The 26,389-nt window shown below is 45.7% G+C and carries 21 protein-coding genes; 8 read left to right on the top strand and 13 right to left on the bottom strand.

Annotation, left to right across the window (positions count from 1 at the left end; genetic code table 11):
* The first annotated feature begins 306 nt into the window (after nt 1–306).
* From R8269_RS13785 to envZ, 5 genes are all read left to right on the top strand, one after another.
* Nucleotides 307–2,187 carry an ATP-dependent zinc protease gene (locus tag R8269_RS13785; protein WP_318222563.1) on the top strand — a complete coding sequence of 627 codons (1,881 nt, stop codon included), beginning with the start codon at nt 307–309 and terminating at the stop codon, nt 2,185–2,187.
* 117 nt (nt 2,188–2,304) lie between these two features.
* Complete coding sequence (greB, locus tag R8269_RS13790; RefSeq protein WP_053307281.1) at nt 2,305–2,796, top strand: transcription elongation factor GreB; 492 nt, start codon at nt 2,305–2,307, stop codon at nt 2,794–2,796.
* Between the two features lie 105 nt (nt 2,797–2,901).
* On the top strand, nt 2,902–3,297 hold the full coding sequence (locus tag R8269_RS13795; RefSeq protein ID WP_017635004.1) for a DUF1090 domain-containing protein: 396 nt from the start codon (nt 2,902–2,904) through the stop codon (nt 3,295–3,297).
* A 129-nt stretch (nt 3,298–3,426) separates the two neighbouring features.
* Nucleotides 3,427–4,146, top strand: coding sequence for a two-component system response regulator OmpR (gene ompR / locus R8269_RS13800; protein WP_005379333.1), 720 nt, complete (start codon nt 3,427–3,429; stop codon nt 4,144–4,146).
* A 102-nt stretch (nt 4,147–4,248) separates the two neighbouring features.
* Nucleotides 4,249–5,541, top strand: coding sequence for a two-component system sensor histidine kinase EnvZ (envZ, locus tag R8269_RS13805; protein WP_017820700.1), 1,293 nt, complete (start codon nt 4,249–4,251; stop codon nt 5,539–5,541).
* 72 nt (nt 5,542–5,613) lie between these two features.
* Here the strand turns inward: envZ and R8269_RS13810 are convergent, their stop codons facing one another.
* The 13 genes from R8269_RS13810 to R8269_RS13870 all read right to left on the bottom strand — a co-directional run bounded on the left by R8269_RS13810 (nt 5,614) and on the right by R8269_RS13870 (nt 21,627).
* On the bottom strand, nt 5,614–7,002 hold the full coding sequence (locus tag R8269_RS13810) for a uracil-xanthine permease family protein (protein WP_005379335.1): 1,389 nt from the start codon (nt 7,000–7,002) through the stop codon (nt 5,614–5,616).
* Nucleotides 7,003–7,234: 232 nt separating this feature from the next.
* Nucleotides 7,235–9,316, bottom strand: coding sequence for an ATP-dependent DNA helicase RecG (gene recG, locus R8269_RS13815; RefSeq protein WP_205391079.1), 2,082 nt, complete (start codon nt 9,314–9,316; stop codon nt 7,235–7,237).
* 253 nt (nt 9,317–9,569) lie between these two features.
* On the bottom strand, nt 9,570–10,253 hold the full coding sequence (gene trmH, locus R8269_RS13820; RefSeq protein WP_017635001.1) for a tRNA (guanosine(18)-2'-O)-methyltransferase TrmH: 684 nt from the start codon (nt 10,251–10,253) through the stop codon (nt 9,570–9,572).
* 52 nt (nt 10,254–10,305) lie between these two features.
* Nucleotides 10,306–12,426 (bottom strand): bifunctional GTP diphosphokinase/guanosine-3',5'-bis pyrophosphate 3'-pyrophosphohydrolase, encoded by a 2,121-nt coding sequence (gene spoT, locus R8269_RS13825; protein WP_005379340.1) that lies wholly within the window; start codon nt 12,424–12,426, stop codon nt 10,306–10,308.
* Between the two features lie 39 nt (nt 12,427–12,465).
* Complete coding sequence (rpoZ, locus tag R8269_RS13830) at nt 12,466–12,738, bottom strand: DNA-directed RNA polymerase subunit omega (RefSeq protein WP_005379346.1); 273 nt, start codon at nt 12,736–12,738, stop codon at nt 12,466–12,468.
* Nucleotides 12,739–12,919: 181 nt separating this feature from the next.
* Entirely contained in the window at nt 12,920–13,543 is a 624-nt protein-coding gene (gene gmk / locus R8269_RS13835; RefSeq protein WP_005379347.1) for a guanylate kinase, read from the bottom strand.
* Nucleotides 13,544–13,991: 448 nt separating this feature from the next.
* The gene (locus tag R8269_RS13840) at nt 13,992–15,215 is read right to left on the bottom strand and encodes a tetratricopeptide repeat protein (protein ID WP_005379348.1); all 1,224 of its coding nucleotides are present in this window, start codon (nt 15,213–15,215) and stop codon (nt 13,992–13,994) included.
* A gap of 9 nt (nt 15,216–15,224) precedes the next feature.
* Nucleotides 15,225–15,857 (bottom strand): energy transducer TonB, encoded by a 633-nt coding sequence (locus R8269_RS13845; RefSeq protein WP_005379353.1) that lies wholly within the window; start codon nt 15,855–15,857, stop codon nt 15,225–15,227.
* 4 nt (nt 15,858–15,861) lie between these two features.
* Nucleotides 15,862–16,269, bottom strand: a complete 408-nt coding sequence (locus R8269_RS13850) for an ExbD/TolR family protein (protein ID WP_005379359.1) — start codon at nt 16,267–16,269, stop codon at nt 15,862–15,864.
* 25 nt (nt 16,270–16,294) lie between these two features.
* Nucleotides 16,295–16,822 carry a MotA/TolQ/ExbB proton channel family protein gene (locus R8269_RS13855; RefSeq protein WP_318222564.1) on the bottom strand — a complete coding sequence of 176 codons (528 nt, stop codon included), beginning with the start codon at nt 16,820–16,822 and terminating at the stop codon, nt 16,295–16,297.
* Between the two features lie 9 nt (nt 16,823–16,831).
* Nucleotides 16,832–18,193, bottom strand: coding sequence for a MotA/TolQ/ExbB proton channel family protein (locus R8269_RS13860; RefSeq protein ID WP_005384750.1), 1,362 nt, complete (start codon nt 18,191–18,193; stop codon nt 16,832–16,834).
* 3 nt (nt 18,194–18,196) lie between these two features.
* Nucleotides 18,197–18,961 carry a DUF3450 domain-containing protein gene (locus R8269_RS13865; protein ID WP_005379365.1) on the bottom strand — a complete coding sequence of 255 codons (765 nt, stop codon included), beginning with the start codon at nt 18,959–18,961 and terminating at the stop codon, nt 18,197–18,199.
* 65 nt (nt 18,962–19,026) lie between these two features.
* Entirely contained in the window at nt 19,027–21,627 is a 2,601-nt protein-coding gene (locus R8269_RS13870) for a TonB-dependent receptor plug domain-containing protein (RefSeq protein ID WP_005379366.1), read from the bottom strand.
* A gap of 820 nt (nt 21,628–22,447) precedes the next feature.
* Here R8269_RS13870 and R8269_RS13875 point away from each other — a divergent pair.
* Genes R8269_RS13875 through R8269_RS13885 form a run of 3 tightly spaced genes read left to right on the top strand, consistent with a single transcriptional unit; the run spans nt 22,448 to nt 26,382 of the window.
* Nucleotides 22,448–23,473, top strand: coding sequence for an ABC transporter permease subunit (locus tag R8269_RS13875; RefSeq protein WP_005379368.1), 1,026 nt, complete (start codon nt 22,448–22,450; stop codon nt 23,471–23,473).
* A gap of 1 nt (nt 23,474) precedes the next feature.
* Nucleotides 23,475–24,518, top strand: coding sequence for an ABC transporter permease (locus tag R8269_RS13880; RefSeq protein ID WP_005379369.1), 1,044 nt, complete (start codon nt 23,475–23,477; stop codon nt 24,516–24,518).
* A gap of 37 nt (nt 24,519–24,555) precedes the next feature.
* Complete coding sequence (locus R8269_RS13885; RefSeq protein WP_005379370.1) at nt 24,556–26,382, top strand: extracellular solute-binding protein; 1,827 nt, start codon at nt 24,556–24,558, stop codon at nt 26,380–26,382.
* The last annotated feature ends 7 nt before the right edge of the window (nt 26,383–26,389 follow it).

A 26,389-nucleotide genomic window follows, 5' to 3' on the forward strand; every position in this document is an offset into this window, starting at 1 on the left:
AGGGTGACAGCGGCGTTGACTTGCTCTGGGCGAACATTCAGTTCTTGAGCAATCATGCGACAGATAGCTTGGCTCATCCGTGTTTTCTCTTTTAATTCGGTTTTGGTTGTATAGAACATTGGGGTCGTTCGAAGAATTTGCAATGTTTTAAATTAACGAGGCAAAAATTTACCGGGCGCTGGTGGACATCAGTCAGATTTATGTCAAAACTGTAATTAAATTGAGAACTTATATCCGCAGTTATCGACTAACCTAATTCCACGGTTGTTGATATCACTAAATGTACCTCGGCTTATACGGATAATCATGATGAAAAAAATGTCTTTGGCGTTAGCGCTTACGAGTGCCTTACTTGCCGCCCCGCTTAGTTGGGCGCAATCTATCTCAGGAACCACACAAGCTCCCGTTTATCAGCTCGATAACAAATTGGTACTAGGGCGTGTGGAGAGCGTCTACTACAGTGACATTCCGGAACTAAAAGCGGTGCCATTTATTGGCAAGATTGATACTGGTGCAGATACGACATCGATGCATGCGGAGAATATCCATGTCAGTAGCTCACACCCAGATTACCAAGATTTGAAAGATAACGAGTTACTTTGGGCAATTGTCGATGACTTAGGTGGGACGAAGGCAAAGTGGGACGCCGAAAGCTTTAAGCAATATCAAGTAAAGGTTAGCTTTACGGTTCCTCACCCTTATACAGGGAAGGAAATACAGATTACCGATGATCTGGAAAGAGTGAGCGCGATTCGCAGTCGAACAAGCAAAAAGCCCATCCTACGCCCGACAATAAAAATGCCGATGACAATCGCTGGTCACACCGTTGATACGGAAGTGAACCTGACCAAGCGTACGCAATTCTCTTCTCCTATCTTGATTGGTAAAACTTATCTCGATGATAACGCATGGGTCTTCGCTGGTTATGATTATCTTCAAGAACAGCCAAGCGCAAAAATGATTGGCAAAAAAGAGACGGTTGAAGTCGAAGGTGTGCCATATAAGATCAGCATCTCAACTTCTAGCCGTTATACCAACGTCCATGCACTGGACATCAAGGTAGACAAAAAGCATAACGAAGTATCTTTTATGTTAGAGGGCGAGAATGGCAAGCGTCATCCAATGACATTACCCTTGGTACGAATGCTGAAAACGACCAAAAGCGAGCGCCCTTTAGTCTATTTACCCGTCAAAGTCGGCGAAAATGAAACTCAACGTTGGTTGGTGTATCTGCGTGATCGCAGTAAGTTCAGTTCGCAAATTCGCTTAGGTCGGGACGTTGCGAGTCAGCACTTTGTTATTGATACGGACAAAGAAAATCTATTGGGTGGCGTAGAAAAAACGTTCAAAAGCGCACTCAAATCAAAACCTCTTGTCGTTTCACCAGAAGAACAGGTCACCATTGATGGTTATACCGTCCCTGCTTACCCCACTTTTACTGTGAAAACGCCATTACTGCGTGTAAATGGGTTTGAAGTAACAGAAAAAGGTAAGGATGAGTCCGTCACGTTTTATTTAATGAACGATGAGGGGAAAGAAGAAAAAATCACCAAACCAGTGTTGAAAAAGCTCAAGGTTGGCAGCGCGGTTCGCCCTGTTGTCGAAGGAGACTTTCTTCTCGGTAGAAAAGACACATCAATGAAGTTTGCGCTCGATGTGCTTGATGAGGGTGACACTCAACCCTTTTTCGTGTTTGGTCATGACATAGCCAAGGGTGGTGTGTTGCTGAACACTCGCGCAGACCATCTACTAGATGCAAGGCCACTTTTCAAAGCTGGCCATATCGAAGTGGCTGAAGTTGAGGGGATGTCTTTCCCTGTGAAGTTAGACACGGGTGCAGATGTAAGCTCAATCAATGCTAAGAACATCAAGCAGTTTAAGAAAGACGGCAAAGACATGGTGAGCTTTACCTATGAGAACGATCTTGGCATGAAACAGGCGTTTACCAAGCCTGTTGTTGATGTCATGCGTATTAAAGCTAAGAAAGGCGAGAAAGCGAACGTACGCCCTGTGGTTGAAATGCATGTTAAGCTTGGCGAATTAGAGAAGAAGATCCGAGTCAACTTACAGGACCGAGGTCGCTTCCATTACAGCATGATTTTAGGTAAAAACTTCCTAAAACATGGCGCGGTTGTTTCGAGTGATACGAATTACATCGTGACGCAAAAACCGGATTACGAAAAGTAACACTCTGGCCGCCTTATCACCTTGATACCCAAAGCCTGAACAACATTGGATCTTTGGGTATATCATCTCCTTAATGCTGCCAAAGAGCAGCATTTTTTAGTTGAGATAGGAGTTAATTTGAAAACTAAGCTGATTACACGAGAAGGTTACAACAAACTCAAACAAGAGCATGATTACCTTTGGAATGAAAAGCGCCCGGAAATCACCAAGATCGTCACTTGGGCGGCGAGCCTGGGCGATCGCTCAGAAAATGCGGATTACACCTTCAATAAACGTTTACTCCGTCAGATCGACCGTCGTGTCCGCTTCCTTCGTAAATTCCTGCCAGAAGTCACGATCGTTGACTATTCTCCGCAACAAGAAGGCAAAGTCTTTTTTGGTGCATGGGTGGAAATAGAAAATGAGGCAGGAGAAGTGAAAAAGTTTCGTATTGTCGGGCCTGAAGAGATTTATGGCGATGCGAAAGACTACATCTCTATCGATTCACCTATGGCGCGAGCGATGTTGAAAAAACAAGTGGATGAAGAGTTCACGGTACGCACCCCAGAAGGTGAAAAAGAGTGGTTCATCAACTCAATTGAATATATTCAACCGGCCTCGGAAGACTGAGGCTTTATCACCGATTCAAGTCTCATGAAGTTCACTAGGAGTGACTTGGGTCTCAACGTCAGAATATTTGGTATAAAGGCATGGTGCCTTTCTCGGAGAAGTAAAATGAACAAAGCAGTCATGTGTAGTGCTGCACTAACAATAGGTTTCTCACTTTCAGTTTTTGCTCAAGATGAAGTGAAAGGCTGTGACGCTAAAGAGTTAGCGGTAGAGCAGCAGCTCGAGTATGCAAAAGCGCAAGGTAATGAGCATCGCATTAAAGGCTTGGAGCAAGCACTTTCCGCTATCCAGAATGAATGCTCGGAAGGTGAGCTGCGCCAAGAGCTGCAAGCAGAAGTGGAAGAAAAGACTAAAGAAGTTGAGGAGCGAGAGGAAGAATTAGTCGAAGCTCAGCATTCAGGGAAAGCAGACAAAATTGAGAAAAAACGTCACAAGCTGGCTGAGGCACAGCAAGAGCTGCTTGAGGCCAAACGTGAACTGGAATGGAATTATGGTCAATAGTAGGTGCTGAAAATATCTGCTAGAGAGAGAATAAAGCGCTTAAGATAAAAAGAGTAACAATTTGCTTGAGCACGTTAGGAAAAACAGTGATACATTTTCGACAATAGACGCTTCTGAAAGGATGTTTCAATGCAAGAAAATCATAAAATTTTAGTGGTTGATGACGATGCTCGTTTACGTGCTCTATTGGAGCGTTACCTTTCTGAGCAAGGTTTTCAGGTACGAAGTGTCGCCAATGGCGAACAGATGGATCGCCTACTAACGCGCGAAAACTTTCACTTAATGGTGCTAGACCTAATGTTGCCAGGTGAAGACGGTTTGTCAATTTGTCGTCGTCTACGCCACGCGAACAATATGTTGCCAATCTTAATGCTCACCGCGAAAGGTGATGAAGTGGACCGCATCGTAGGTCTTGAGGTAGGGGCGGATGATTATTTGCCAAAACCGTTTAACCCACGCGAATTATTGGCTCGCATCAAGGCCGTATTACGCCGCCAAACCGTAGAGTTGCCGGGTGCACCAAGCACGGAAGAAAAAGTGGTGGAGTTCGGGGAGTTCCGACTCAATCTAGGCACTCGCGAGATGTTCCGCGGTGACGAGGCAATGCCACTCACCTCTGGAGAGTTTGCTGTTCTAAAGGCGCTCGTGATGAATGCACGTGAGCCAATGTCACGAGACAAATTGATGAACATGGCGCGTGGCCGTGAATATTCTGCAATGGAACGTTCTATTGACGTACAAATCTCACGTTTACGTCGCATGTTAGAAGACGATCCGAGCAAGCCGCGCTACATTCAAACCGTATGGGGCCTAGGTTATGTTTTCGTCCCAGACGGCAAAGAGGTGTAATCTCTTCACTCCATAGCCAGCACTTGGCTATAGCAACTTCAGCCTTCATTACCTTCCCTTTGAAGGCTGAAATTTCGCGATTAGGACCACTAGGAACGTTCCATGCGCATCCGAAGTTCACTGACACAATCTATTCTGCTGTTCATCTCTTTGCTTCTCGCGAGCCAAGTTTTCTCTTACTACGCCGTTTTTAACTACGCGTTGATGCCGAGTTTGCAGCAGTTCAATAAAATTCTCGCCCATGAGCTCAATTTGGTGCTTGATGATGAAGGACCTTTAAAGTCTGATGCACCGTTAAGGCGTCAATTGTTAGAAAGATTAGGGGTGACGGTTCATAGTCTCGATAGCGATAAGGCGATTGAATTTCATCACGCAATGTCGATTGATTTGATGTCTGAAGAAATGAGCCAAGAGCTGGGTTCGCCCACAGAAGTGCGCTTATTGCTTGGCGATGAAAGTTACATTTTGTGGATGCACATCGAAAAGTTGCCGAACTCCATCATTCGTATTCCGTTATCTGAGCTGCAAGAAGAAGATTTTGCCCCGCTGTTTCGTAACAGCTTGATTATGGCGCTGCTGATCATTGCAGGTGGTTGGTTGTTTATTCGTTTGCAAAACCGTCCACTTTTGGCTTTAGAGAGAGCCGCGAAAGACGTCGGTCGAGGTGAGATCCCGCCCCCCTTAGCAGAGAAAGGCGCATCGGAGATTCGCTCTGTAACTCGAGCCTTTAATCAAATGTCGAAAGGTATTCAAGAGCTAGAAGAAGACCGAGCCTTATTAATGGCAGGGATTAGCCATGACTTACGAACACCTCTGACGCGTATTCGCCTAGCGACAGAAATGATGTCTCCTGAGGACAGCTATCTTGCGGAGGGGATCATTAGCGATACGGAAGAATGTAATGAGATCATCAGTCAGTTTATGGATTACCTCAAACCGGTGAACCAAGAATCGTTTGAAGCGGTTGATATCAGTACGATTGCCAGTGACGTCGCCAGTTCTGAAGGTGGTTATGAGGTTGAAATTGAAACAGATCTTAATCTTAACTTGCCGCCAGCCAAAGGAAGCGCGATTGCGATTAAGCGGGCGATCAGTAACTTAGTTGTGAATGCGCTACGCTATGGCAATGGCTGGGTCAAAATCAGCACTGGTGTGACAGCAGATAAGCAGCTAGTGTGGATTTCAGTAGAGGACAACGGACCGGGTATCGAGCATTCTCAAATCGCGAGGTTATTTGAACCCTTTACGCGTGGTGACACCGCTCGCGGTAGTGAAGGCACTGGGCTAGGGTTGGCGATTGTGAAGCGTATAATCAGCCAACATTCAGGCTCTGTGGTGATGCGTAATCGCAGTGAAGGCGGTTTAATCGCTCAAATCAGCTTTCCTACCAAGTAAGTCGATGGCCCGCACCCTTTAAAACAAAAAGCCCAACCTAATTAGGTTGGGCTTTTCTTATTCTCAATAATCTTAAGACTCTTTCACTTCCTGAGGAAGTTCATCTTCGTCTTCCAGTTTCTCTGGCAGAAGTAGATTTAAAATGATCGCTGTGATGCCACCTGCTGCAACACCAGTTGAGAAAATACTCTTAATAAATTCTGGCATAAATTGCAGGATCTCTGGTTTTTGTGCGATACCAAGTCCCATTGAGAAGGATAAGGCCATGATCAGAATTGCGCGGCGATCGAGCTCAACACGAGAGATAATACGCACACCAGCGGCAGCAATCGTACCAAACATGACAATCGTTGCGCCGCCAAGTACTGGCTCAGGAATCAGCTGAACAAAGCTAGCGACGCCAGGAAACAAGCCAAGAATCACTAACATGCCAGAAATAAAGTAACCCACGTAGCGGCTCGCGACTCCTGTTAGCATGATGATGCCGTTATTCTGGCTAAACGTTGAGTTCGGGAAGCTGTTGAAAACGGCTGCGATTGCGGAGTTTAAGCCGTCTGCTAACACACCGCCCTTAATGCGTTTCATGTACACTGGGCCTTTTACTGGCTCACCAGACACTTCAGATGTTGCGGTAATATCACCGATGGCCTCTAGTGCGGTAATAAAGAAAATCAGTACCAGCGGAATGAACAGAGACCAGTCAAACGATAAGCCATATTGCATTGGTACGGGCAGTGCTACGATCTCGGTTGCGCCTAGCTGAGAAGTATCTACCATCCCCATAAAATACGCCATGATGTAGCCCACTAGCATCGCAATCACGATTGAAGCCACACGGATGTATGGGTTTTTCGAGCGGTTTAAAATCACAATTAATCCAAGTACCGTTCCAGCCAGAGCAAGTTTGTCTAAGCTGCCGAAGGTTCCTTCATTTAATGCTGCGTAGCCACCGCCCATTGATACTAAGCCGACTTGAATCAGTGTGAGACCGATAAGAGTGACGACGATGCCTGAAACGAGCGGAGTGATGATTCGGCGGGCATGCTCCAATACGCGAGATAGGAAAATTTCTGCAAATGATGCGACTAAAATCGTACCAAAAATGGCAGCCATCATGGTGCTGATGTCTGCTCCACCGGCTTTCAGCGATAGGCCTGCACCAATAATAGGACCTAAAAAGTTAAAGCTGGTGCCTTGAACAGAGAGCAAACCAGAGCCAATTGGGCCAACGGTGCGAATTTGAATAAACGAAGACACGCCTGACGCAAATAAAGACATGCTGATGATGGTGTTCGTTTGGTCTGCAGGTACACCCAAAGACTGACAGATGATCAGTGACGGAGTGATAACCGCGACGAACATCGCCAATAAGTGCTGAAGTGCGGCAAAAATGGTTTGAGGCAAAGGTGGTCGATCGTTGAGTTGATAGACCAGTTCCGAAGATCGGTTTGAAGTTGTCATTGTTTGTCTCGCTAGTCGCAATATTTCCCTAGTTCTCGCTGAATGGGAGAGCAGGGTGGAGTTGACGTCGTTACCTGTGATTGCTGTTAATCAGAGTCAACTCAGGTTGGTGGAGTGTGATCTAACACACTTAAAAATTTGTGCGCGATTATAGAGAGATTTACTCAAAAAGCAAACGTTTGCTTTGTTTTTGGCGTATTAAAAAACGAGCCATTTGGCTCGCTTTCAATCATTACGCTTTGGAGTAAATATCCCGCTCACCCAACCAGCGATCGATAATCGCTGTTGCGTTAGTCGGGTAATTGTCATGAATATGACGCGCAATACGCTGAACTTCGGGAATCAGGCGTTGATCTCGAACTAAGTCTGCGATTTTGAAATCAGCAAGACCTGTCTGCTTTGTACCCAATAGTTCTCCAGGGCCACGAATTTCTAGGTCTTTCTGCGCAATGACGAAGCCATCGTTACTTTCACGTAGTACTCCGAGACGTTTTTGCGCGGTTTTTGACAGCGGAGAGTGGTACAGCAGCACACAATGGCTAGCAACGGAACCTCGGCCCACGCGACCTCTTAACTGGTGTAATTGTGCCAAACCAAGACGTTCAGGGTTTTCTATGATCATCAAGCTAGAGTTTGGCACATCCACACCAACTTCAATCACTGTCGTTGCGACCAGCAAATGCAGTTTATTGTCTTTGAAATCTTGCATCACCGCTTGTTTCTCTGCCGGCTTCATTCGTCCGTGCACTAGACCAATTTTTACGTCCGGCAGTTTACGTTGAAGCTCTTCTGCGGTATCTGCCGCGGCTTGCGCTTCTAATACTTCCGACTCATCAATCAGGGTACACACCCAATATGCCTGCTTGCCTTCGTTTAAGCAGGCATTTCGGACACGCTCGACGATGTCGTCACGTTTTGTATCTGGAATGGCAACGGTTTGAATCGGCGTTCGACCCGGTGGTAGCTCGTCAATCACCGACGTTTCTAAGTCAGCATAAGCAGTCATGGCTAACGTTCGCGGAATCGGCGTTGCTGTCATGATGAGCTGATGTGGATAGGCGCCTTGTTTTGCGCCTTTTTCACGCAATTCTAATCGCTGATGGACACCGAAGCGGTGCTGTTCATCAATGATGACCAAAGCAAGGTGATGAAATTCAACGTGCTCTTGGAATAGCGCGTGAGTACCCACTACCATTTGCGCTTCACCACTGGCAATACGAGCCAGCTCGGCTTCCTTTGCCTTACCTTTGAGTTTGCCCGCTAACCAACCGACTTGAATGCCCATGGTTTCAAACCAGTTTGCGAAGTTGATAGCGTGTTGCTCGGCCAATAGTTCGGTTGGCGCCATGAGTGCCACCTGATGGCCATGCTCAATGGCTCTAACAGCGGCCAAGGCGGCAACCAATGTTTTCCCCGAACCAACATCGCCTTGCACTAATCGCATCATTGGGTGCGGTTTTTCTAGATCGGCTTCAATCTCTTGTACGACTCGGGTTTGAGCGTTTGTAGGAGAGAAAGGCAGTTGGGCTAAAAGCTGCGTTTTTAGTTTATTACAAGGACCGAGAGGTAGCGCTGAATCCTTCTGACCTTTGCTACGCACCGCCAGCATCGATAAGTTTTGTGCGAGCAATTCTTCCATGATCAAGCGGATTTGGGCAGGATGTTTGCCTTCGTCAAACTCATCTAAATTAATGGTTGGTGGTGGGCGATGAATGGTGTGCAGTGCTTGCGACATCGTGATTTGATGGTCATACAACCCCGCTGGAAGTAATTCCTGCACTGCGGTTTTATCAAGCAGGGCTAAAGCTTGTTCGGTAAGGTTGCGCAATGTGATTTGACGCAATCCATCGGTGGTGGGATAAACAGGGGTTAAGCTCTGTTCTACATCGGGCTTTTGCTCGCTGACGTAAAACTTGTAGTCAGGATGAACAATTTCCAAACCCATGCCACCGCGCTTAATTTCACCGTAAGCATGTACTAACTTACCTTGCGTGAAATTGTTCTTCATGGCTGCGGTAAAGTTGAAAAAGCGCAGCGTGATAGTGCCATTACCGTCGCTGATTTTTACCGTTAGCATTTTGCGCTTACCGAAGATGGTGTCGACTGCCATGACCTTACCTTGCACTGCCGCCCAAAGGCCAGCATGCAGTTTGGCAATAGGGTAAATACGAGTACGATCTTCGTAGCGTAACGGAAGGTGAAACAGCAAATCTTGAACGCTATGTAAGCCAACTTTGGCGAGTTTTTCTGCGACTTTCGCGCCAACTCCAGAAAGGGAGGTTAATGGGACGGCAGATAACATTTGGGCGGACATAGAGGGCTCAAGAAAATGGTTAACATAGCAGTATGTTAACCATGGAGCTGTGTTTTTGTACAGGAAAAAATAGTCATGCTTTAGTTAGTGTCATGATTTGACTGATAACCTATCATTCCGAGGAGCTTTAGCGACATCAGGATTCTATTTTCAACAAGTATGTCGCTGAAGTTAACACTATCAGCATCTGTATATTTGAGAATTAGATCCTGAACCACGCTCCTTCGCCGCCGTTCAGGATGACGAAAGTCTGTTACTTGCTTTGCATCTCTTGCCACCACGCGTCATCGGCGATGATTTGACCTTCTTCATCGAGTGGTGGGTAAACGAGCCCTTTTCGTTTCGCGACTTTTGCCAGCACTGGGTGACCACGTTCAAAGAGAATACGGTTGATTGTCTCTTTAGGCAGAGCGCTTTCTTCTCGGTCGTACATGCCTGCGGCTTCACGTTGACGTTGCGCTTCATACAAAATTACGGCACTGGCAACCGATACGTTTAGTGACTGCACCATGCCCACCATCGGGATAATAATGTCTTGATCGGCAAGCTGTTTGGCTTGCTCCGAAGCGCCAACTTTTTCACTGCCTAAAATGATTGCCGTTGGTCTGGTGTAGTCGATCTCGCGAAAATCGACGGCGGTGTCCGAAAGATTGGTCACCAAAACCTGCATACCTTGCGCTTTGAGTTCGGTAATCGCAGTTTCAATCGAATCGTGAGTATCCACTTCAACCCAGTTACGCGCGCCAGCTGAGGTATGGCTCAGCGTACGCATTTTGTCTGGCCAAATTGCGTGAACTTTGTGTAAGCCTGTCGCGTCAGCGGTGCGGATCACAGCAGAGACGTTGTTTGGCTTATGTACTTCTTCGAGACAAAGTGTCAGATCAGTTTGGCGAGTTTTTAGGACTTGGTGAATACGGTTGTAACGTTCTAGGTTCATATTTATTGAGGTATAAAAAATCGCCACCTAACAGAGTAGGTGGCGATAGAGGTTAGTTCTTTCTGCGTCTGACTCGGGTTGCTTGAGGCATTGCCTTAATCTTACGCATGATACCAGCAAGGTGGACACGATCTTTCGTCGTCAACAGCACAGTCACAGTGTATAGACGACCATCACGTTCTTCCGTTGAAAGGCCATGAATGTTTGATCCTGTTTTCGAGATCACGTTGGTCAGTTCTGCAAGAGCACCTTGGTTGTTAAGCATGTCGACTTTAAGTTCAGCAATGAACTCTTTATCGTAGTCTTCAGACCAAGCGACAGCCATATAACGGTCTGGCTCTTTCTGATAACCACGAACGTTCGGACATGTTTCTCGGTGAACAACCAAACCACGACCAGGCGATACGTGAGCAATAATGTGATCATCTGGGATAGGATGACAACAATTTGCAAACGTCAGCAATAAGCCTTCTGCGCCACGAATCGGAAGCTTCTTCTTCGAGTCCGTTGGGATTGAACTTGTTGTCGTGAGCTCTTCGGTGTCACCAAGGAGACGACGTGCAATCACAATGCTCATCAACTCACCCAATCCAATAGCAGCCAATAAATCATCGATGCTTTCTAGGCGAAGATCATTCAAGACTTCTTGGATATTTTCTGGATAAATTGAATCAATCGAGTGACGGCCAAGTGCGTGATTAAGTAGGCGACGACCTAAAGTAATCGACTCTTCACGACGCATCGTTTTCAGTACTTGTCGAATCTTAGTGCGGGCACGAGAAGTCACGACATAGTTTAGCCATGCCGCATTCGGACGCGCACCAGGGGCACTGATAATTTCCACCGTCTGACCGTTTTTCAATGCCTTACTCAATGGGTAAGGGTTACGGTCAACACGAGCACCAACACAAGAGTTGCCTACATCGGTATGTACGGCATAGGCAAAGTCGACAGCCGTTGCGCCTAAAGGTAGTTCAACGATACGACCTTTTGGTGTGAAGACGTAAATCTCATCTGGGAAAAGATCGGATTTTACGTTTTCAATGAATTCGAATGAGTTACCCGCGCTTTGTTGTAGCTCTAACAGGCTTTGCATCCAACGCTGAGCTTTCACTTGCGCAGTGGTGCCAGACTTGTCGCCTTTGTCTTTGTAAGACCAGTGTGCCGCGACACCTTTGTCCGCCATTTGATCCATATCTTCAGTACGGATCTGAACTTCAACAGGTACGCCGTGAGGGCCAACCATGGAAGTGTGTAGCGATTGATAGCCGTTCGCCTTTGGTACCGCGATGTAATCTTTCATGCGACCAGGACGTGGCTTATACAAGCTGTGTACTTGGCCTAAAACGCGATAACAAGTATCAGCGGTATCAACAACGACTCGGAACGCATAGATATCCATGATGGTGTGAAAGCGCTGTTCTTTGGTTTTCATCTTGTTATAGATAGAGAACAGGTTTTTCTCACGACCAACGACGCGAGCATTCAAGCCAAAATCTTGCAGACGGCCTTCTATTTCGCTGTGAATGCGTTGGATCATCTCTTTACGATTACCACGTGCGGCTTTAACCACTTCTTTCAGTACGCGGTAGCGGTTGGGATATAGCGCCTCAAAGCCCAACTCTTCGAGTTCGGTTTTGATATTGTGAATACCAAGACGATGAGCGAGGGGCGCGTAAATTTCTAACGTTTCACGAGCAATACGACGCTTTTTATCTGGTCGAAGCGCGCCAAGCGTACGCATGTTGTGCGTGCGGTCAGCCAGTTTGATCAGAATGACGCGGATATCTTGCACCATGGCCAGAACCATCTTACGAAAGTTCTCAGCCTGAGCCTCTTTCCTATCGCGGAATTTGAGTTTGTCCAGTTTAGATACACCATCAACCAATTCTGCGACAGTGTTGCCGAATTTCTCTTCGAGATCTTCTTTAGTTACATCACAGTCTTCAATGACGTCATGCAGCAAAGCAGCTTGGAGGGTTTCGATATCAAGGCGCATTTCGGCCAAGATACGAGCCACTGCGACAGGGTGGATGATGTATGGTTCACCGCTAGAGCGGGTTTGCCCTTCATGGGCATCTCTCGCTACCACATAAGATTGACGCAGAGCCTCAATCTGAGGCTCTGTTAGGTATTCTTGGGCAACGTCTTTGAGGCTATCGAATAGATACAAATTATAGGCCCGGGAGGTTGTTGAATTCTAAAGTCAGAATTAACGGTTGTGAGCGATGCTGCTTACTGCCGCTAGCTCTGCCGCTTCTTGCTCTTGCTGTTCTTGACGTTCACGAGCGTCTAGAACTTCTTTAGTAATTAAACCTTCTTCGATTTCGCGTAGAGCGATAACCGTTGGCTTATCGTTCTCTTCTGGCACTAGTGCATCTTTACCGCCAGTTTGCATTTGACGAGCGCGGCGAGCCGCAATCAGTACTAGGTCGAAACGGTTGCCAACTTTTTCAACAGCGTCTTGAACAGTTACGCGTGCCATGAGGACTCCAAATAGTTAACTAAAATTTTAGAATGACGAGAAAGTATACAACCTAACTACTTTATTTACTAGCAATTAGACAAGCCACCGTTTGTGGACTTTCTCAGGTAGTTTATTGTGTTTTTCGCACTGGGCAAAAAACGGGAAATTCTTTATGTTTTACAGCGTGACTTTTTTGAAGTTACTCTGCTAACAACGCGTCAAGCATACCTTTATATTTAGCAGCTTGCTTTTCTTCCTTCAATCTTTCAGCACGCAAGATAGCTTTAAAATCCATCAAAGCGGTATCAAAATCGTCGTTTACGATCACGTAGTCGTACTCGTTGTAATGAGAGATTTCCGACTTGGCTTCAGCCATACGCTTTGCGATCACTTCATCGCTATCTTGACCACGAGTGTTCAAGCGACGCTCTAACTCACCGTTTGATGGTGGCAGGATGAAGATGCTTTTGGCTTCTGGCATTTGTTCACGGATTTGGCGTGCGCCTTGCCAGTCGATATCTAGAAAAACGTCGATACCTTTATTTAGTGTTTCTTCAATCCATACACGAGATGTGCCGTAATAATTACCAAACACTTCTGCGTATTCTAGGAAGTCACCTTTAGCGATCAGGGCTTCAAACTCATCTTTCGCTACAAAATGGTAGTGGACACCATTTTCTTCACCAGGTCGCATGTTGCGCGTGGTGTGAGACACAGACACTTTCATTGCGTAGGTTGGGTTGCGTTCCAACATCGCTGAGATCAAGCTAGATTTACCTGCGCCGCTAGGTGCAGATACGATATAGAGAGTACCTTTGCCCATTGTACTGTTCCACTTTTGATTGGATTGATTGAGTGCCGAAGGAAAGTTCGACATTCTTATAACGATAGCACTGGCATTGAGAAATCAACCACCAAAGGGGTGGATATTGGTGATAATCCCGCCAGAAAAATGGAGGCGAAGAGTATCATGATCTCTATTTTGTTACCAGTTGATCTTTCTGTCTATGATCGTCTCAGATGAAATAGTTACTTACGCCAGAGTGTTCCTAAACAGCGAAGAAGGAGCGTGATACAGGACTTACCATCCGCGCACTCTGTTATTAAAACCATTTCTACAACCGTTTAGTGTGCTGATTTTAGGTTTAGAGTCCCGATTTGGCTTGCGTGAGTGACTCTGGTTAAAAATAGGGGTTAATAAAGATAAAACGGAAAAAAGGGGAAGCTTTCACTTCCCCAGGCGTGCGACTGACTCACACTTAATCTTCGAATTATCCTTGAGACTCTAGGAAATTTATCCAAGGGCTAACGGTTGACCTGAATTTTGGCGATTGAGCAGCGCCTTTCATCGCCTGCAAGGCCTTTTGTGGCTGCTTAAGCTCGAAATAGGCCATCCCGCGAATGTATTCAAGTTCTGCCTTTTGCTCTTTAGAGGCACTGGATGCCGCGCTTTCTACAAAACGAGTTGCTTCAGAATACTGCTTGTCTTGTATCATTAAGCGAGCAATCTGAATTTGCGTTTTAGCAGAAGGAGCGAGGTTATATGACTTTTTATAAGCGAGAATTGATTTATCTAGCTCTTTAGCTTGCTGCCAGAAGCTGGCTAGGCGGTCATAGTTTTCCTTCGTCTTTTCAATGTTTCCAGCTGCCATTTCCTTTTCAAGAGTTTTGGCTGCTTTATATGGAATACCTTGATAAGCCAAGAAGTTTACAAAGCGCAAATATTCCTTCTCTCCTTCTAGTTTCCCCATTTTGTAAACCATTTCTAGGGTGGCTAGAGAGTTGCGCTCTTGACCTAGCTCCATGTAGACACCAGAAAGTTGCATCCAGTAACGCTTTTTCTGAGGGTACTTTGAAGTCAGAGTTTTGAGTACACTGGCAACGCTTTTCAGCTGGCCTAACTCGTAGTGAGATGCAACGAGAATTAAGTACCAAGACTCACTTGGGCTCTTGCTCATCGCGATGGCTTTTTTGGTTGGCGGGATTGCATTTTTGTAATCTTCCAACTGAACATAAGCGCTCGCTAACGTGATATAAGCATGAGCTTGAGGCTTCTCTTTGGTTGTTTCTGCAACCTTGAACCATTCCTTCATCGTTTTTACAGACAACGTATACTTTTCTTCAGCTAGGTAAAGCTGAGCCAAGCTGTAGCGAACTTGTTGAGCAACCGGAACGGGAAGTGCGTCGAGCTGTAATGCTTCGGCAAAGTATTTTGCTGCTTGCACATAATTGTCTTGTAGCGAATACAAAAAGCCAGTCTGCTGAAGTAAAACTGCTCGGTCGTATTTTTTCGAACTTGTGCTTTCTAAAGCGCTTGCTAGTTTTTCTTTCGCTGCTGAATATTTTTCAGTTGCGATCAACTCTTGCACTTTGTTAACGGTTCGAAATGTCCGATCTGATAACTGAGGAGCTTCTTTTGCCATCGTAGGAGCGGCCATTGCCACTCCTGCGAAGAGAATTAAAGAAGCCACTTTGCTTTTCCATAAACTTTTCATCGTGACTCCTTAATTGGTTGAGAACTCTATTTCTTGCGATAGGCGCGAGCTAACAGGTTTCCCGTCAACCAATTTTGGTTTAAATGTCCATTTAGAGACTGTTTTTCTTGCCGCTCGACCGAGGCCTAAGCGTCGTGGTTGCTCTTTAAGAACTTTGATGTCCTCTACGGCACCACGTGCGTTTACAGTAAACTCTAATAAGACGACCCCTTTTTCTATTCCTGCTTTCGCAGCCTTCCTAGGCATTTGAGGTTGGAATGTCGCTAGAGGTGTTGGACCTCCGCTACCCGCGAGTTGCGCACCTCCACCCTGGCTATAATGTCCAAGCACCGAACCACCTGTAACATTAACGGGTAGGTCAAGCTTTGGCATATCCATTGGGGTCTGCTCCATCACCGGTTTTACTGTCGCTGTCACTTTCATTTCTGGCGGCGGCGGCGGACGCTTAGGCGGTGGTGGCTTTGGAAGTTCGCGTTTTTTCTCCTGTATTTTTTCGTCTGGTTTAATGCGAATAAACTCTACCATACGCAGGTCATCATTCGACACTAACTCGTGGCGCTCTTTGTTTACTAGCTTGTCCATCCCCCAGAACAACCCGAGGGAGACAATGAGCGCCAGTGCAATTGAGGCCAGATACCGCATAAGCTTAATCCTTATTGGTTGCGGCAATGGAGATGCTTTCTACACCTGCCATTTTGATCTGGTCCATAACCTTCACTACTACGCCAGCATTTGCTTCTGTGTCGGCTTGGATAACAACTGCGCCATCAGGGCTTTCTGCACGAAGACGTTCAATATTCGCGCGAACCGCGTCCACTTCGATGCGGCGTTTATCAACCCAAACATCACCCGCCGCACCAACTGCGACCATGATGTTACCTTTTTTCACGGTTTGCGCAGAGCTTGCCGTCGGGCGGTTTACTTCTAGACCAGCTTCTTTTACGAACGATGTTGTTACGATAAAGAAGATCAACATGATGAATACGATGTCGAGCATCGGTGTCATATCGATAGCGGTTTCATCACTGCTATCACTGCTATAGCGTCTTTTCATGACCTATACCTCTAATTCCATTTACTCAGGCAATATGCTTTAGCTTATCTCCCAGCTTTTGCGTTGTGACTTTGGCTAAATGATCAAGACGTGAACTAAAGAACAGTCCTGATAGAGAAGCCACCATCCCGGCTAAAGTTGGGATTGTTGCCTTTGAGATCCCCGAGGCCATTGCTCGAGGGCTTCCTGTTCCTGTTACCGCTAAGATGTCGAATACTTGGATCATGCCAACAACGGTGCCGAGCAAACCCAGTAAGGGACAAAGCGCAATCAATACTTTCACGATTGGCAGGCCCTTTTTATTCTCAATGTCCTGACGAGAAACAATTTCTTGTCGGATCATCTTAGCGTTCCAGCTCTGGTGCTCTGATCGCCCCTGCCATGAGCCAACGGCTTTTTTCATGGCTTTTGGAGCGACGGCAGCAAAATAGAACCAACGTTCTAACAATACTGCCCAAAGCATAAAGCTGAGGATGAAGATGGCGACGAGTACATCGCCACCCATTCCCAAGAAGCGCCTAATTGATTCAAGTTCTCCAACTAACCACCACATAACGCCTCCTTAGCTTTCGGCTTTATGTAGTTTTTCCTGATAGCGAGCGATGAAGCCTGCACTCTGTTCTTCAAGAGTTTGAACCAAACGACGACCTTTACTGTGTACGATGGTGTACAGGAACAGTAGAGGAATTGCGACAACCAGACCAAGCATCGTAGTAACAAGTGCTTCAGAGATACCGCCAGCCATTAGCTTAGGATCACCTGTACCAAATAGTGTGATTGCTTGGAACGTACCGATCATACCCATAACCGTACCCAGTAGACCTAGAAGTGGTGCTACAGAAGCGAACAGTTTGATTGAGCTGATAAAGCGTTCAATGCTCGGTGCGTTACGTAGGATGATTTCGTCCAGTTTCGCTTCAAGATCTTCAAGGTTGTCACCTTTGTGTTCTTGGTAAGCTTGGATAACTTCACCCAGAGGGTTACCAGGAATCACGGTTTCTGATTTCGCTTGCTTACGCATTTTACCGCCAATCACTTGAAGGCGTAGGAAGCAAACTAGAGCAATGATAGCGCCAACTGCACCCATACCAAGGATGACGTAACCTACAATGCCACCTTGATCAATACGTTCTTGAACGGTAGGGCTTTGTACAAGTAGAGACAGAATTACACCACGGGATGGGTCAATGAACAGTGGCTCATAGCTGTTTGACGCTGACTCAAAGCCTGCAACATGACGTGTAATATTGGTGCGAGGCTGTCGAGAGAGTTCTTCGAACTTACCTGTTTGAGGTACATAAGTAACGTACTTACCATCGGCAATCGCGTTAAATTCACCGACAAGAGTAACATCGCGAACCGCTTCTTTACCTTCGCCATAAACAACCGTTGCTTGGGTTGTTGCTGTCTCGCCTGAGGCAACCACTTGTTGAAGAATGGTATGCCAGAATGCTTCTAGCTCTTGTGTTGATGGCAGTTCTTTGCTTTCAGCCAGTTTCGTTAGTAGAGCGTCACGCTCTGGGAACTGAACAGCGTTTTGAGAGGCAGCAAATAAGCCCTTAAACTCGCCCGCATATTGGCGGACCACACCAAACATTTCGCCCAAAGTACCAGAGCGAACACGTAAGGTTTCTGTTAGTTCAGTCAGCTGCTTATCGTTTTCATCAAATGTCGCTTTAAGTTGATCGCCCAGTGCTTGCTGTGAAGCTAGCTCTTCACGAGCCTGTTGCAATAATGCCGCTTGCTTATCTCGGTTGTTCTTGAACTCAGCTTCACGGGCTTTGTTCTCTTTTGACTCAACGATGCTTTCTGATTTTACGTTTTTGAGTAGTTCAGATAGGTTTTTAGGCGTTTCTGCTTGTACGCCTGAAACCATAAATAAGCTCGCTAGTAGACCAGCGGCTAGAGTTTTGAATCCTTTCATCTCTTATTCCTCCCCAGCATATACAGGCAATTTGATTAGCGCTGGTGGCGCTTGCTTCTTCGCGATACGAAGGCCTTGCTGTACCGCTATGCGGTAGCTTTCCGGTAATGTTTCCCATTGACGTGTTTGTTGGTTCCACATACCTGTCTCACCACCGTCTGGAGATTGGAATAAAAGCGCCGTGCGACCAATACGTAGGAAATCGTAAGTCACGGTTTCCCCATTTCTATCTAGGCTAGCTTTGTAAGATTCAATTGAGCGAGAGAAGCCTTCTTCAATTTGGTAGGCTTCCATCACTTTACGGAATTTCTCAGAAGTCGTTACGTCGGCGCGATCCATGAGACGACGCAGTTCTTGGACACGTTTATTACGTTCTTTTTTCTGGAAAGGCAGATCGAGAGTCACAAACTCATCGAGTGCATCGATCATTTTAAGTGTTAGTGGCACTACTTCTGTTGCCGTTTGATCGATCTGAGCTATTTGGTTATTTAATGAGTCCAATTCACCTTGCTGTGATTGAACCATACGATTAATTTGCTCGTTGTAGACTTTCATGCTGTCGATTTGACGTAGTAAGCCTTTGTATTCTGCCAACATGCCTTCAGTACTTTCGGCATAATTGTCGATTTTTTGTTGCGAAGCTTCTGAAGATTGATTTGCTTTTGCTTGTGTGGAAACGACAGCACCAGAGTTGGCCGCTATAGAGCTACTACTGATAGTAAGCAATGCTGCAGCTATGGCACTGAGACCAAATTCCTTGAATTTCATGGTTGCATCCTTGTCAGTGTTTTAGTCAGTCGAAAAGGGCGCGGAAAACCCGCGCCAAATATTTTTTAGAAGTCGTATGATGCCTCGACGTATAGCTGACGTCCGATTGGATCGTCATACCCAGTTGCATAGAATGGAGAGGTATCGCTTAGAGGATCTGCAGGCGGTACTTTGTCAAACATGTTGATAGCACCAAGAGTTACACGACCACTCTCGTTGAATTGGTAAGAAGCCGTTAGGTTCCACGTTGTCATACTAGCGATTTCTGCTTTGTAACCCGCTTTTTTAGCAGAATCACAGTCATCAAAGTAGTAACGGTTTGCGTAGCTTGAACACATACGGTCGCGGTATTTACCAAATAGGTTGATAGCGACATCTTCATATGCCCAGCCAAGATTTAACGTTGCGGTGTATTCAGGCATGAAATCTCTTTCATCCGTTACAGGCTCGCTGTCGTTTTCTTGATATTCAGCAATCAAGATCTTCGTTACAGCAACACGCGTGTTAAATGAACCGAACTCATTAGTGTCGTATGCGTATTTGATCGCTAGGTCAATACCAGAACGCTCTTCATACGACTGGTTCACTGGACCATAGGATACCGACTTGATGGTGCCATCTGGGTTACGAACGACTTCAGTACCTGGGTATTTACCTGGATCGTTAATTACATCTTGGTAAGTTGGTGCAGTTACGACGTCTTCCATCTTGATGTGGTACCAGTCAACGGTTACACCAAGATCATCCACAGGCTCCCACGCTAGGCCCAAGTTAATGTTTGTACTTGTTTCTTCTTTCAGCTCTGAGTTAGGGCCATTAAGCGTATCGAAGTACTGAGTATCACACTCTGGGTACTTGTCTTTATCTTGTGGGCCGCTACCACCAGCGTTGGCACAAAGCACAGGGTCAAAACCAGAACCAAAGCCTCGAGTTTGATCACCAAATAGTCGCTTCAAGTCTGGAGCTCGGAAGCCTAGACCGTAGCTACCACGTAGCAATAGGGTGTCAGTAGGACGGTATGCTAGGGCTACTTTAGGAGTGAATGCGCCGCCAGTTGCCGAGTCGTCGAAGTAGTGGTCGTAACGACCAGCGACAGTCATTTCTAAATCTTCAATGATAGGAATAAGAGCTTCAACACCAAGACCAATCTGATCGCGGTCACCGCCGCCTGATGTTCCACCTAGACCAGAGAAACCACCAGCTGCTGTTGTCGCATCAATCGTCTCATTGTAGTCAGTACGGTTCCATTCACCATAAACAGCAAAGCCAGACATACCTGCAGGAAGTTCAACCAAATCACCAGCCAGTGAGCCGTTAACAGAGTAAAGCTTTGAGTAAGCTTCTTTGCTTGAAGTGCCGCTGTATTTGTCTACAACGTCTTGAGAGATAGGCCCTAGAAGATCGACATCACCATTTTGTACAGCTTGGTCGAGAGTTAGGAAGATTGCTGGGTTGCTTGTTTCAACGCTTTGCTCAGAGTAACCAGCGGATAGGTCCCAATCATACGTATCAGCAAGCAGGCCGTTCAAGCCTAAGGTTAAGCCAAAAGAATCGGCTTCAGTGTTACTTTCGCGTGGTCCAAATTCGACCATACGGCGAGTGTATTCGCCTTCGCCGCGGAAGTGAGTGGCATCAACTTCAACGCTGTAAGGGTTAGGTTCGAATTCAGATTCTGTAGACTTGTAGCCAAAACGGGCTTCTGCCATGGCAGTGACATTGTCGTTAATGTCCATTTCACCACGTAAAAGTAGGTCTACTTGTTTGTTTTCTGGTTTTAATGTTCGGTATGCAGAGCGGTTAACACCACACTTTCCATCCGCTCGTTCAATCGCGGCATCACCAACGACTTCTTTACATGAAGAACCAGCATCAGCTGGTGTTAGAAGTGTTCCGTTGGCGCCTTCAAAGTTTGCACCGTAGCTAGAGTAGCCACTTAGCTGAGAACGGCTAGAACCGTCATCGCCAGCCCAATCATCTCGGTCAGATTGCTTTAGCATTTCGTTGCCCGCAAATTGGCCAACGAAGAGAATACGTTTGTCGTCAAAGTTTTTGCCAGCCACAACGTCTAAACGGCCGTTTTGGTAACCACCATCCGTCGCGTCACCCGCGCGTACTTTTACAGAAACGCCATCAAAGTCTTTCTTTAAAATGAAGTTTACGACACCACCGATTGCGTCGGAGCCGTAGATAGCAGAACCTGAGTCGGTCATTACTTCAACACGCTCAATAGCGGCGACAGGGATTTGGCCGATATCTTGGAAGTTAGATGTACCATCTTGTGCTAGCGGGTATTGAGGAAGACGACGGCCATCAATAAGAATCAATGTGCGTGACGCGCCAAGGCCACGTAAGTTGACTGACTGCGCTGCTGGTGTAAACGAGAAAGAGTCTGTTTGAGCCATTACACCACCTGTGTTTTGGGTCAAACTGTTCAATACGTCTTGCGCGCTGTTAAAGCCTTTAGACTCAATGTCTTTACTATTAATAACAGTAACTGGTGAAGGACCTTCCATATCCGTCGTGGAGATACGCGAACCAGTAACTTTCATCTTTTGAAGTTTTTCAACTTGCTGCTCTTCTGCCAGTGCTGTTGCTGGGGCTGCAATTGCTGCTGTCCCCAAAGCAAGGCTTATCGCAACAGATAAAGCGGTTGTGTTTTTATACATCCTTGTTGCTCCGATTATTATTATTTCCTATGTCTGGCCGCATAGCGGCCAAATGTGACGTTAATATTTCGTTAACGTTCGGCCAATGTATAACCGAGATGAAAAAAGGAAGTCAAACCAGTGGTAAACGGGGATGCTTAAATGTAAAAAAGATGTAAATAACCAGGCTTTATTTAAAAGGCGGAATAAAAAACCGAATAAGGTTTATGAATCGAGATTAAATTTCAATAAAACACCGTATTTTGTGTTTCTTATAAACTTTAATGACTTATCTTGCCTATGGTTTTTTAGTGGGTAATTGAATCTGGAAAAAGATATTTTTCCAGTGAATTGTTCTGAGATGAGTTTTATATCGAATCCATACTTTGTTAGCTCGAACTTATTAGGTGGTATCAAAATATGATACCCATTGCTGTTAAAGGGCTCACTCGTATTTTTAGGTCAAATATAACCTTGGATTATGTGTCTATTTATGTGTGTAGGGTGCATTTTTATGTAGGGTTTTGGCTCTAAACAGCCTAGATTGATATTCTGTATGAATTATTTTTGTGGTTTTTTATAATTTTTTACAAAAACATTTCTGTTTTTCGACATCGAAGGAAGTTTGTCATGTTTTGGTTTCAAACACTTGAAGCTGATGTGGATTCAAGATAAATATGACGCTGAAATTATTGCAGTAGTAGAAAAGTCTAGCTCTTGAGGCGCAGGGAGTGTGCTTCAACAGTTTTAGTTACTACGAGATAAATATGCACCATTTTGGGCGGAAAATATCCTCTTTCACTCCGTTTGAACTGGACAGTAGACAAGGAGCAAGTTGTATATGCTGTCGTACTTTTTACGCCGTTTGGCGTTGGTTATCCCAACGTTTCTCGGGATAACTATTCTCATCTTTGCTATCACTCGTTTCGTGCCTGGCGGACCTGTTGAACGCATGTTGTCACAAATGCAGTCCCAGGGGGACGGCGCCGCATCAATGACGTCTGCGGGTGGTAATACGGCTCTTTCTGACGATCAAATCGCGGAGCTGAATGCGTTTTATGGCCTGGATAAACCAGTAACGGAAGCGTACGTCGAATGGTTAAGTCGTTTGGTAATGCTAGATCTTGGCGAGTCGACGCGTTACTACGAGCCTGTCTCGGACATGATCGCAGAGCGTTTGCCAGTGTCGTTGTTTTATGGCGGCATGACCTTCTTTATTAGTTATTTTATCTCGATTCCTCTTGGTTACTATAAGGCGCTCAAGCACGGTTCTGTCTTTGATTCCGCTTCTTCAGTACTCATTTTCGTAGGCTACGCGCTACCAGGTTATGTGGTGGGTGTATTGCTGATCACGTTATTTAGTTATCACTTGGAATGGTTTCCGATGGGAGGCTTTGTCGGCGATGACTTCGATGATTACGAAACCTTCTTTGAACGCACTAAAGACATTATGTGGCATGCGGTGTTGCCTTTGATCTGTTACCTCATTGGTGATTTTGCCACGCTGACGATGACAATGAAAAATAACCTGATGGAAAACCTTTCCTCAGATTACATCCGCACCGCAATTGCGAAAGGATTACCTTTCAAAAAAGCAGTTCGTAAGCACGCGTTGCGTAACAGCTTAATTCCAATCGCGAGTCACTTTGGTAACTCTTTGTTGTTCTTCATGACCGGTGCCTTCCTGATTGAAGTTATCTTCAATATTGATGGCATTGGCTTATTGGGTTACGAATCAATCATGGAGCGTGATTACCCTGTTGTTATGGGTATTGTCGCCATTAATGCGCTGTTGCTGCTCATTGGTAACATTATTTCAGATATTTGTGTTGCTTTAGTCGACCCACGTGTGAAGTTTGGAGCGTAACATGATTAAAGTTAGTCCATTAACTCAAAAGAAAATTCGTCACTTTAAAGAGATCAAACGAGGCTATTGGTCGTTTGTTGCTCTTTCTATTATGTTGATCCTTTCTCTATTCGCCGAACTTTTGATTAACAGTAAAGCGCTAGTCGTCAAGTACGATGGTAGCTACTATTTTCCTGTTGTCAGTGACGTACGTTTAGGTAGCGAATTCGGCCAAGAGTCATCCAGCGAAGCGGATTATCGCGTACTGCAAAAAGCGTTTGAGGCCGAAGGGGGCGACAACTTTGTTATTTTGCCGCTTGTGCCATGGAACCCATATGAACAAGATTTTAGTGGTGATTTCCCGCCAACAGCACCTAGCGCCGAAAATAAGCATTATTTAGGTACAGATGTGATAGGTCGCGATATTTTGGCGCGACTCGTCTACGGATTCAGAACGGCGATGGGATTTGCGTTGCTTACGATGGCCATTTCCTACGCGATCGGTACTGCAGTCGGTTGTGCTATGGGTTTTTGGGGCGGTAAATTTGACTTGTTTGTACAGCGACTTATCGAAATCTGGTCAATGGTCCCGTTTTTGTACGTCATTATGATTCTTGTTTCAATCGTTCAACCGACGTTTGCTCTCTTTGTCGCTATTAACGTGCTTTTCACTTGGATGGGGATGACATGGTACATGCGGACCATGACCTATAAAGAAGCGGCACGAGAATATGTAATGGCGGCTCGTGCTTTAGGGGCATCGACCGGACGTATCTTGTTTAATCACATCTTGCCAAATACGATGGTGATGATTGTAACCCTAGCGCCTTTCACTATTGCAGCTAACATCACAGCACTGACTGCTCTCGATTACCTAGGATTAGGCTTGATGCCACCAACGCCAAGTTGGGGTGAACTACTGCAACAAGGTAAGTCAAACTTAGATTCGCCATGGATTGTTGCGTCAGTAGTGACTTCTATTGTTCTGGTTCTGGTAATGGTGACCTTTATTGGTGAAGCCATTCGAGCGGCTTTCGACCCGAAAAAATTCACACGCTATGTTTAAGCGAGCATTGTGAGCAAAACATAAAAAGGGAAGTTTTATGAAGAAATTATTTTTAGCGTCCACGCTGAGCGCCCTGAGTTTTGGTGCAATGTCAGCAACGCTTCCGACTGACTTAAACTGGCAAACAAACTGGGATGAGCCTCAATATGGTTCGCCAGAAGCGAAACGTGGAGGGACTTATCGCACCTTTATGTCAAGTTTCCCGCAGACGTTACGTAGTGTTGGCCCAGATGCTAATGCAGGGCTACGTTCTTTTATCTTAGATGAAACACCAGGCTTGGTGGTCCGCCACCCAGATACTTTAGAGTTCATACCTGAGCTTGCTAACGAGTGGGCGTTAGCAGGTGACAACAAAACGGTCTATTTTAAACTCAACCCTGAAGCCAAATGGTCGGACGGCAAACCTGTGACTGCCGACGATTTCGTGTTCATGCTGAAGTTTTATCGTTCCAAAGACATCTTGGAACCTTGGTACAACGATTACTACAACAAAACGATTGCGGATGTTATCAAGTACGACACTCACACGTTTGCTGTTAAGGCGGCGAAAGAGTTCAATCCGGAAGAATTGCTGTTACGAATGGGGGCTCTGCGCCCACGTCCCGCACATTTTTATGCTAACCCTTCAAAAGATGAAAATGGTGACGGTATACATGACAACTTTGTCCGCTACTACAATTTTAAAAGTGAACCAACGACCAGTGCATACTACCTAGATGACATTAAAAAAGGTAAAAGTGTTACCTTCAAGCATGTCGGTGAAGACTGGTGGGGTTACAGCAATAAGTATTATCAACATCGCTATAATGTCGACAAAATCCGCATCACAGTGATTCGCGACAGTGATATCGCGATGAAGCACTTTGAGAAAGGGAAGCTGGACGCATTTGGTCTTGTTTTACCAAGCTTATGGCATGATAAATCGAATACGGAACCTTACCAAAAGGGATACATTCAAAAGTTCTGGGGTTACAACCAATTTCCAGTTGGGGCTGGTGGTGTATGGATGAACACCGCGATGCCTTTGCTGGATGATTTAAACATTCGCAAGGGCATTACTTACGCGATTGACTTTGATGGCATGATAGAGAATGTCATGCGTGGCGACTATTCCCGTAAACCGAACCCGACCGGTTATGGTCATGGTAAATACACCCTACCAGATGCTAAGGCACCGAAGTTTGATCCCGCAAAAGCGGCCGAGGCATTCGAAGCGGCAGGCTTTAACAAAATTGGTCCTGATGGTATTCGTGTCAATGATAAAGGTGAGCGCTTAAGCTTCGAGCTGACCTACGGAACACCTGTTCATACTCCTCGTATTGCCTTTTTGCGTGAGCAAGCCAAGCTAGCAGGGCTGGATATTGAGCTCAAGTTAGTTGATGGCTCATCCATGTTCAAATACGTACGTGAGAAAAAGCACGATTTGGCTTTCTTAGATATGGGTACGTCTGAGATCCCAACGTATTGGGAGTATTTCCATTCAGTTAATGCGAACAAGCCGCAAACTAACTCTTTCACAAACTACAGCACGCCTGAACTGGATGAAAAGATCATCGAGTATCGTTTTGGCATGGATATGGATAAAAAGATCCAGCTAGGTCATGAGATTCAGCGTGACATCATTGATGCTCACGTTATCGTCCCAGGCTACATGGTTCCTTATGTCCGCTATGGTCACTGGCGCTGGTTAAAGTTTCCAGATAAGCCAATGAATCGCATGACAGAGGCGCTGTTCAGTGGTGCAATCATAGGCGATGGCACTTACTGGATTGATAGTGATATCAAAAAAGAAACGAAACAAGCGATGAAGTCAGGCAAAGCTTTTGAACCTGTTGTTGTCGTAGATGACACTTATAAGCTGTAAGGATTGG

It is taken from the genome of Vibrio sp. Vb0667 (assembly GCF_033391095.1).

Bases quoted from the DNA above. Each gene is read 5' to 3' on its own strand.
- rpoZ (WP_005379346.1), bottom strand. From the start codon at position 12,738: ATGGCACGCGTAACTGTTCAAGACGCTGTTGAAAAAGTTGGCAACCGT.
- trmH (WP_017635001.1), bottom strand. From the start codon at position 10,253: ATGAACCTAGAACGTTACAACCGTATTCACCAAGTCCTAAAAACTCGC.
- gmk (WP_005379347.1), bottom strand. From the start codon at position 13,543: ATGGGCAAAGGTACTCTCTATATCGTATCTGCACCTAGCGGCGCAGGT.
- R8269_RS13850 (WP_005379359.1), bottom strand. From the start codon at position 16,269: ATGAAAAGACGCTATAGCAGTGATAGCAGTGATGAAACCGCTATCGAT.
- R8269_RS13885 (WP_005379370.1), top strand. From the start codon at position 24,556: ATGAAGAAATTATTTTTAGCGTCCACGCTGAGCGCCCTGAGTTTTGGT.
- R8269_RS13810 (WP_005379335.1), bottom strand. From the start codon at position 7,002: ATGACAACTTCAAACCGATCTTCGGAACTGGTCTATCAACTCAACGAT.
- R8269_RS13870 (WP_005379366.1), bottom strand. From the start codon at position 21,627: ATGTATAAAAACACAACCGCTTTATCTGTTGCGATAAGCCTTGCTTTG.
- recG (WP_205391079.1), bottom strand. From the start codon at position 9,316: ATGTCCGCCCAAATGTTATCTGCCGTCCCATTAACCTCCCTTTCTGGA.
- ompR (WP_005379333.1), top strand. From the start codon at position 3,427: ATGCAAGAAAATCATAAAATTTTAGTGGTTGATGACGATGCTCGTTTA.
- R8269_RS13785 (WP_318222563.1), top strand. From the start codon at position 307: ATGATGAAAAAAATGTCTTTGGCGTTAGCGCTTACGAGTGCCTTACTT.
- R8269_RS13860 (WP_005384750.1), bottom strand. From the start codon at position 18,193: ATGAAAGGATTCAAAACTCTAGCCGCTGGTCTACTAGCGAGCTTATTT.
- R8269_RS13880 (WP_005379369.1), top strand. From the start codon at position 23,475: ATGATTAAAGTTAGTCCATTAACTCAAAAGAAAATTCGTCACTTTAAA.
- R8269_RS13875 (WP_005379368.1), top strand. From the start codon at position 22,448: ATGCTGTCGTACTTTTTACGCCGTTTGGCGTTGGTTATCCCAACGTTT.
- R8269_RS13865 (WP_005379365.1), bottom strand. From the start codon at position 18,961: ATGAAATTCAAGGAATTTGGTCTCAGTGCCATAGCTGCAGCATTGCTT.
- R8269_RS13795 (WP_017635004.1), top strand. From the start codon at position 2,902: ATGAACAAAGCAGTCATGTGTAGTGCTGCACTAACAATAGGTTTCTCA.
- envZ (WP_017820700.1), top strand. From the start codon at position 4,249: ATGCGCATCCGAAGTTCACTGACACAATCTATTCTGCTGTTCATCTCT.
- R8269_RS13845 (WP_005379353.1), bottom strand. From the start codon at position 15,857: ATGCGGTATCTGGCCTCAATTGCACTGGCGCTCATTGTCTCCCTCGGG.
- R8269_RS13855 (WP_318222564.1), bottom strand. From the start codon at position 16,822: ATGTGGTGGTTAGTTGGAGAACTTGAATCAATTAGGCGCTTCTTGGGA.
- R8269_RS13840 (WP_005379348.1), bottom strand. From the start codon at position 15,215: ATGAAAAGTTTATGGAAAAGCAAAGTGGCTTCTTTAATTCTCTTCGCA.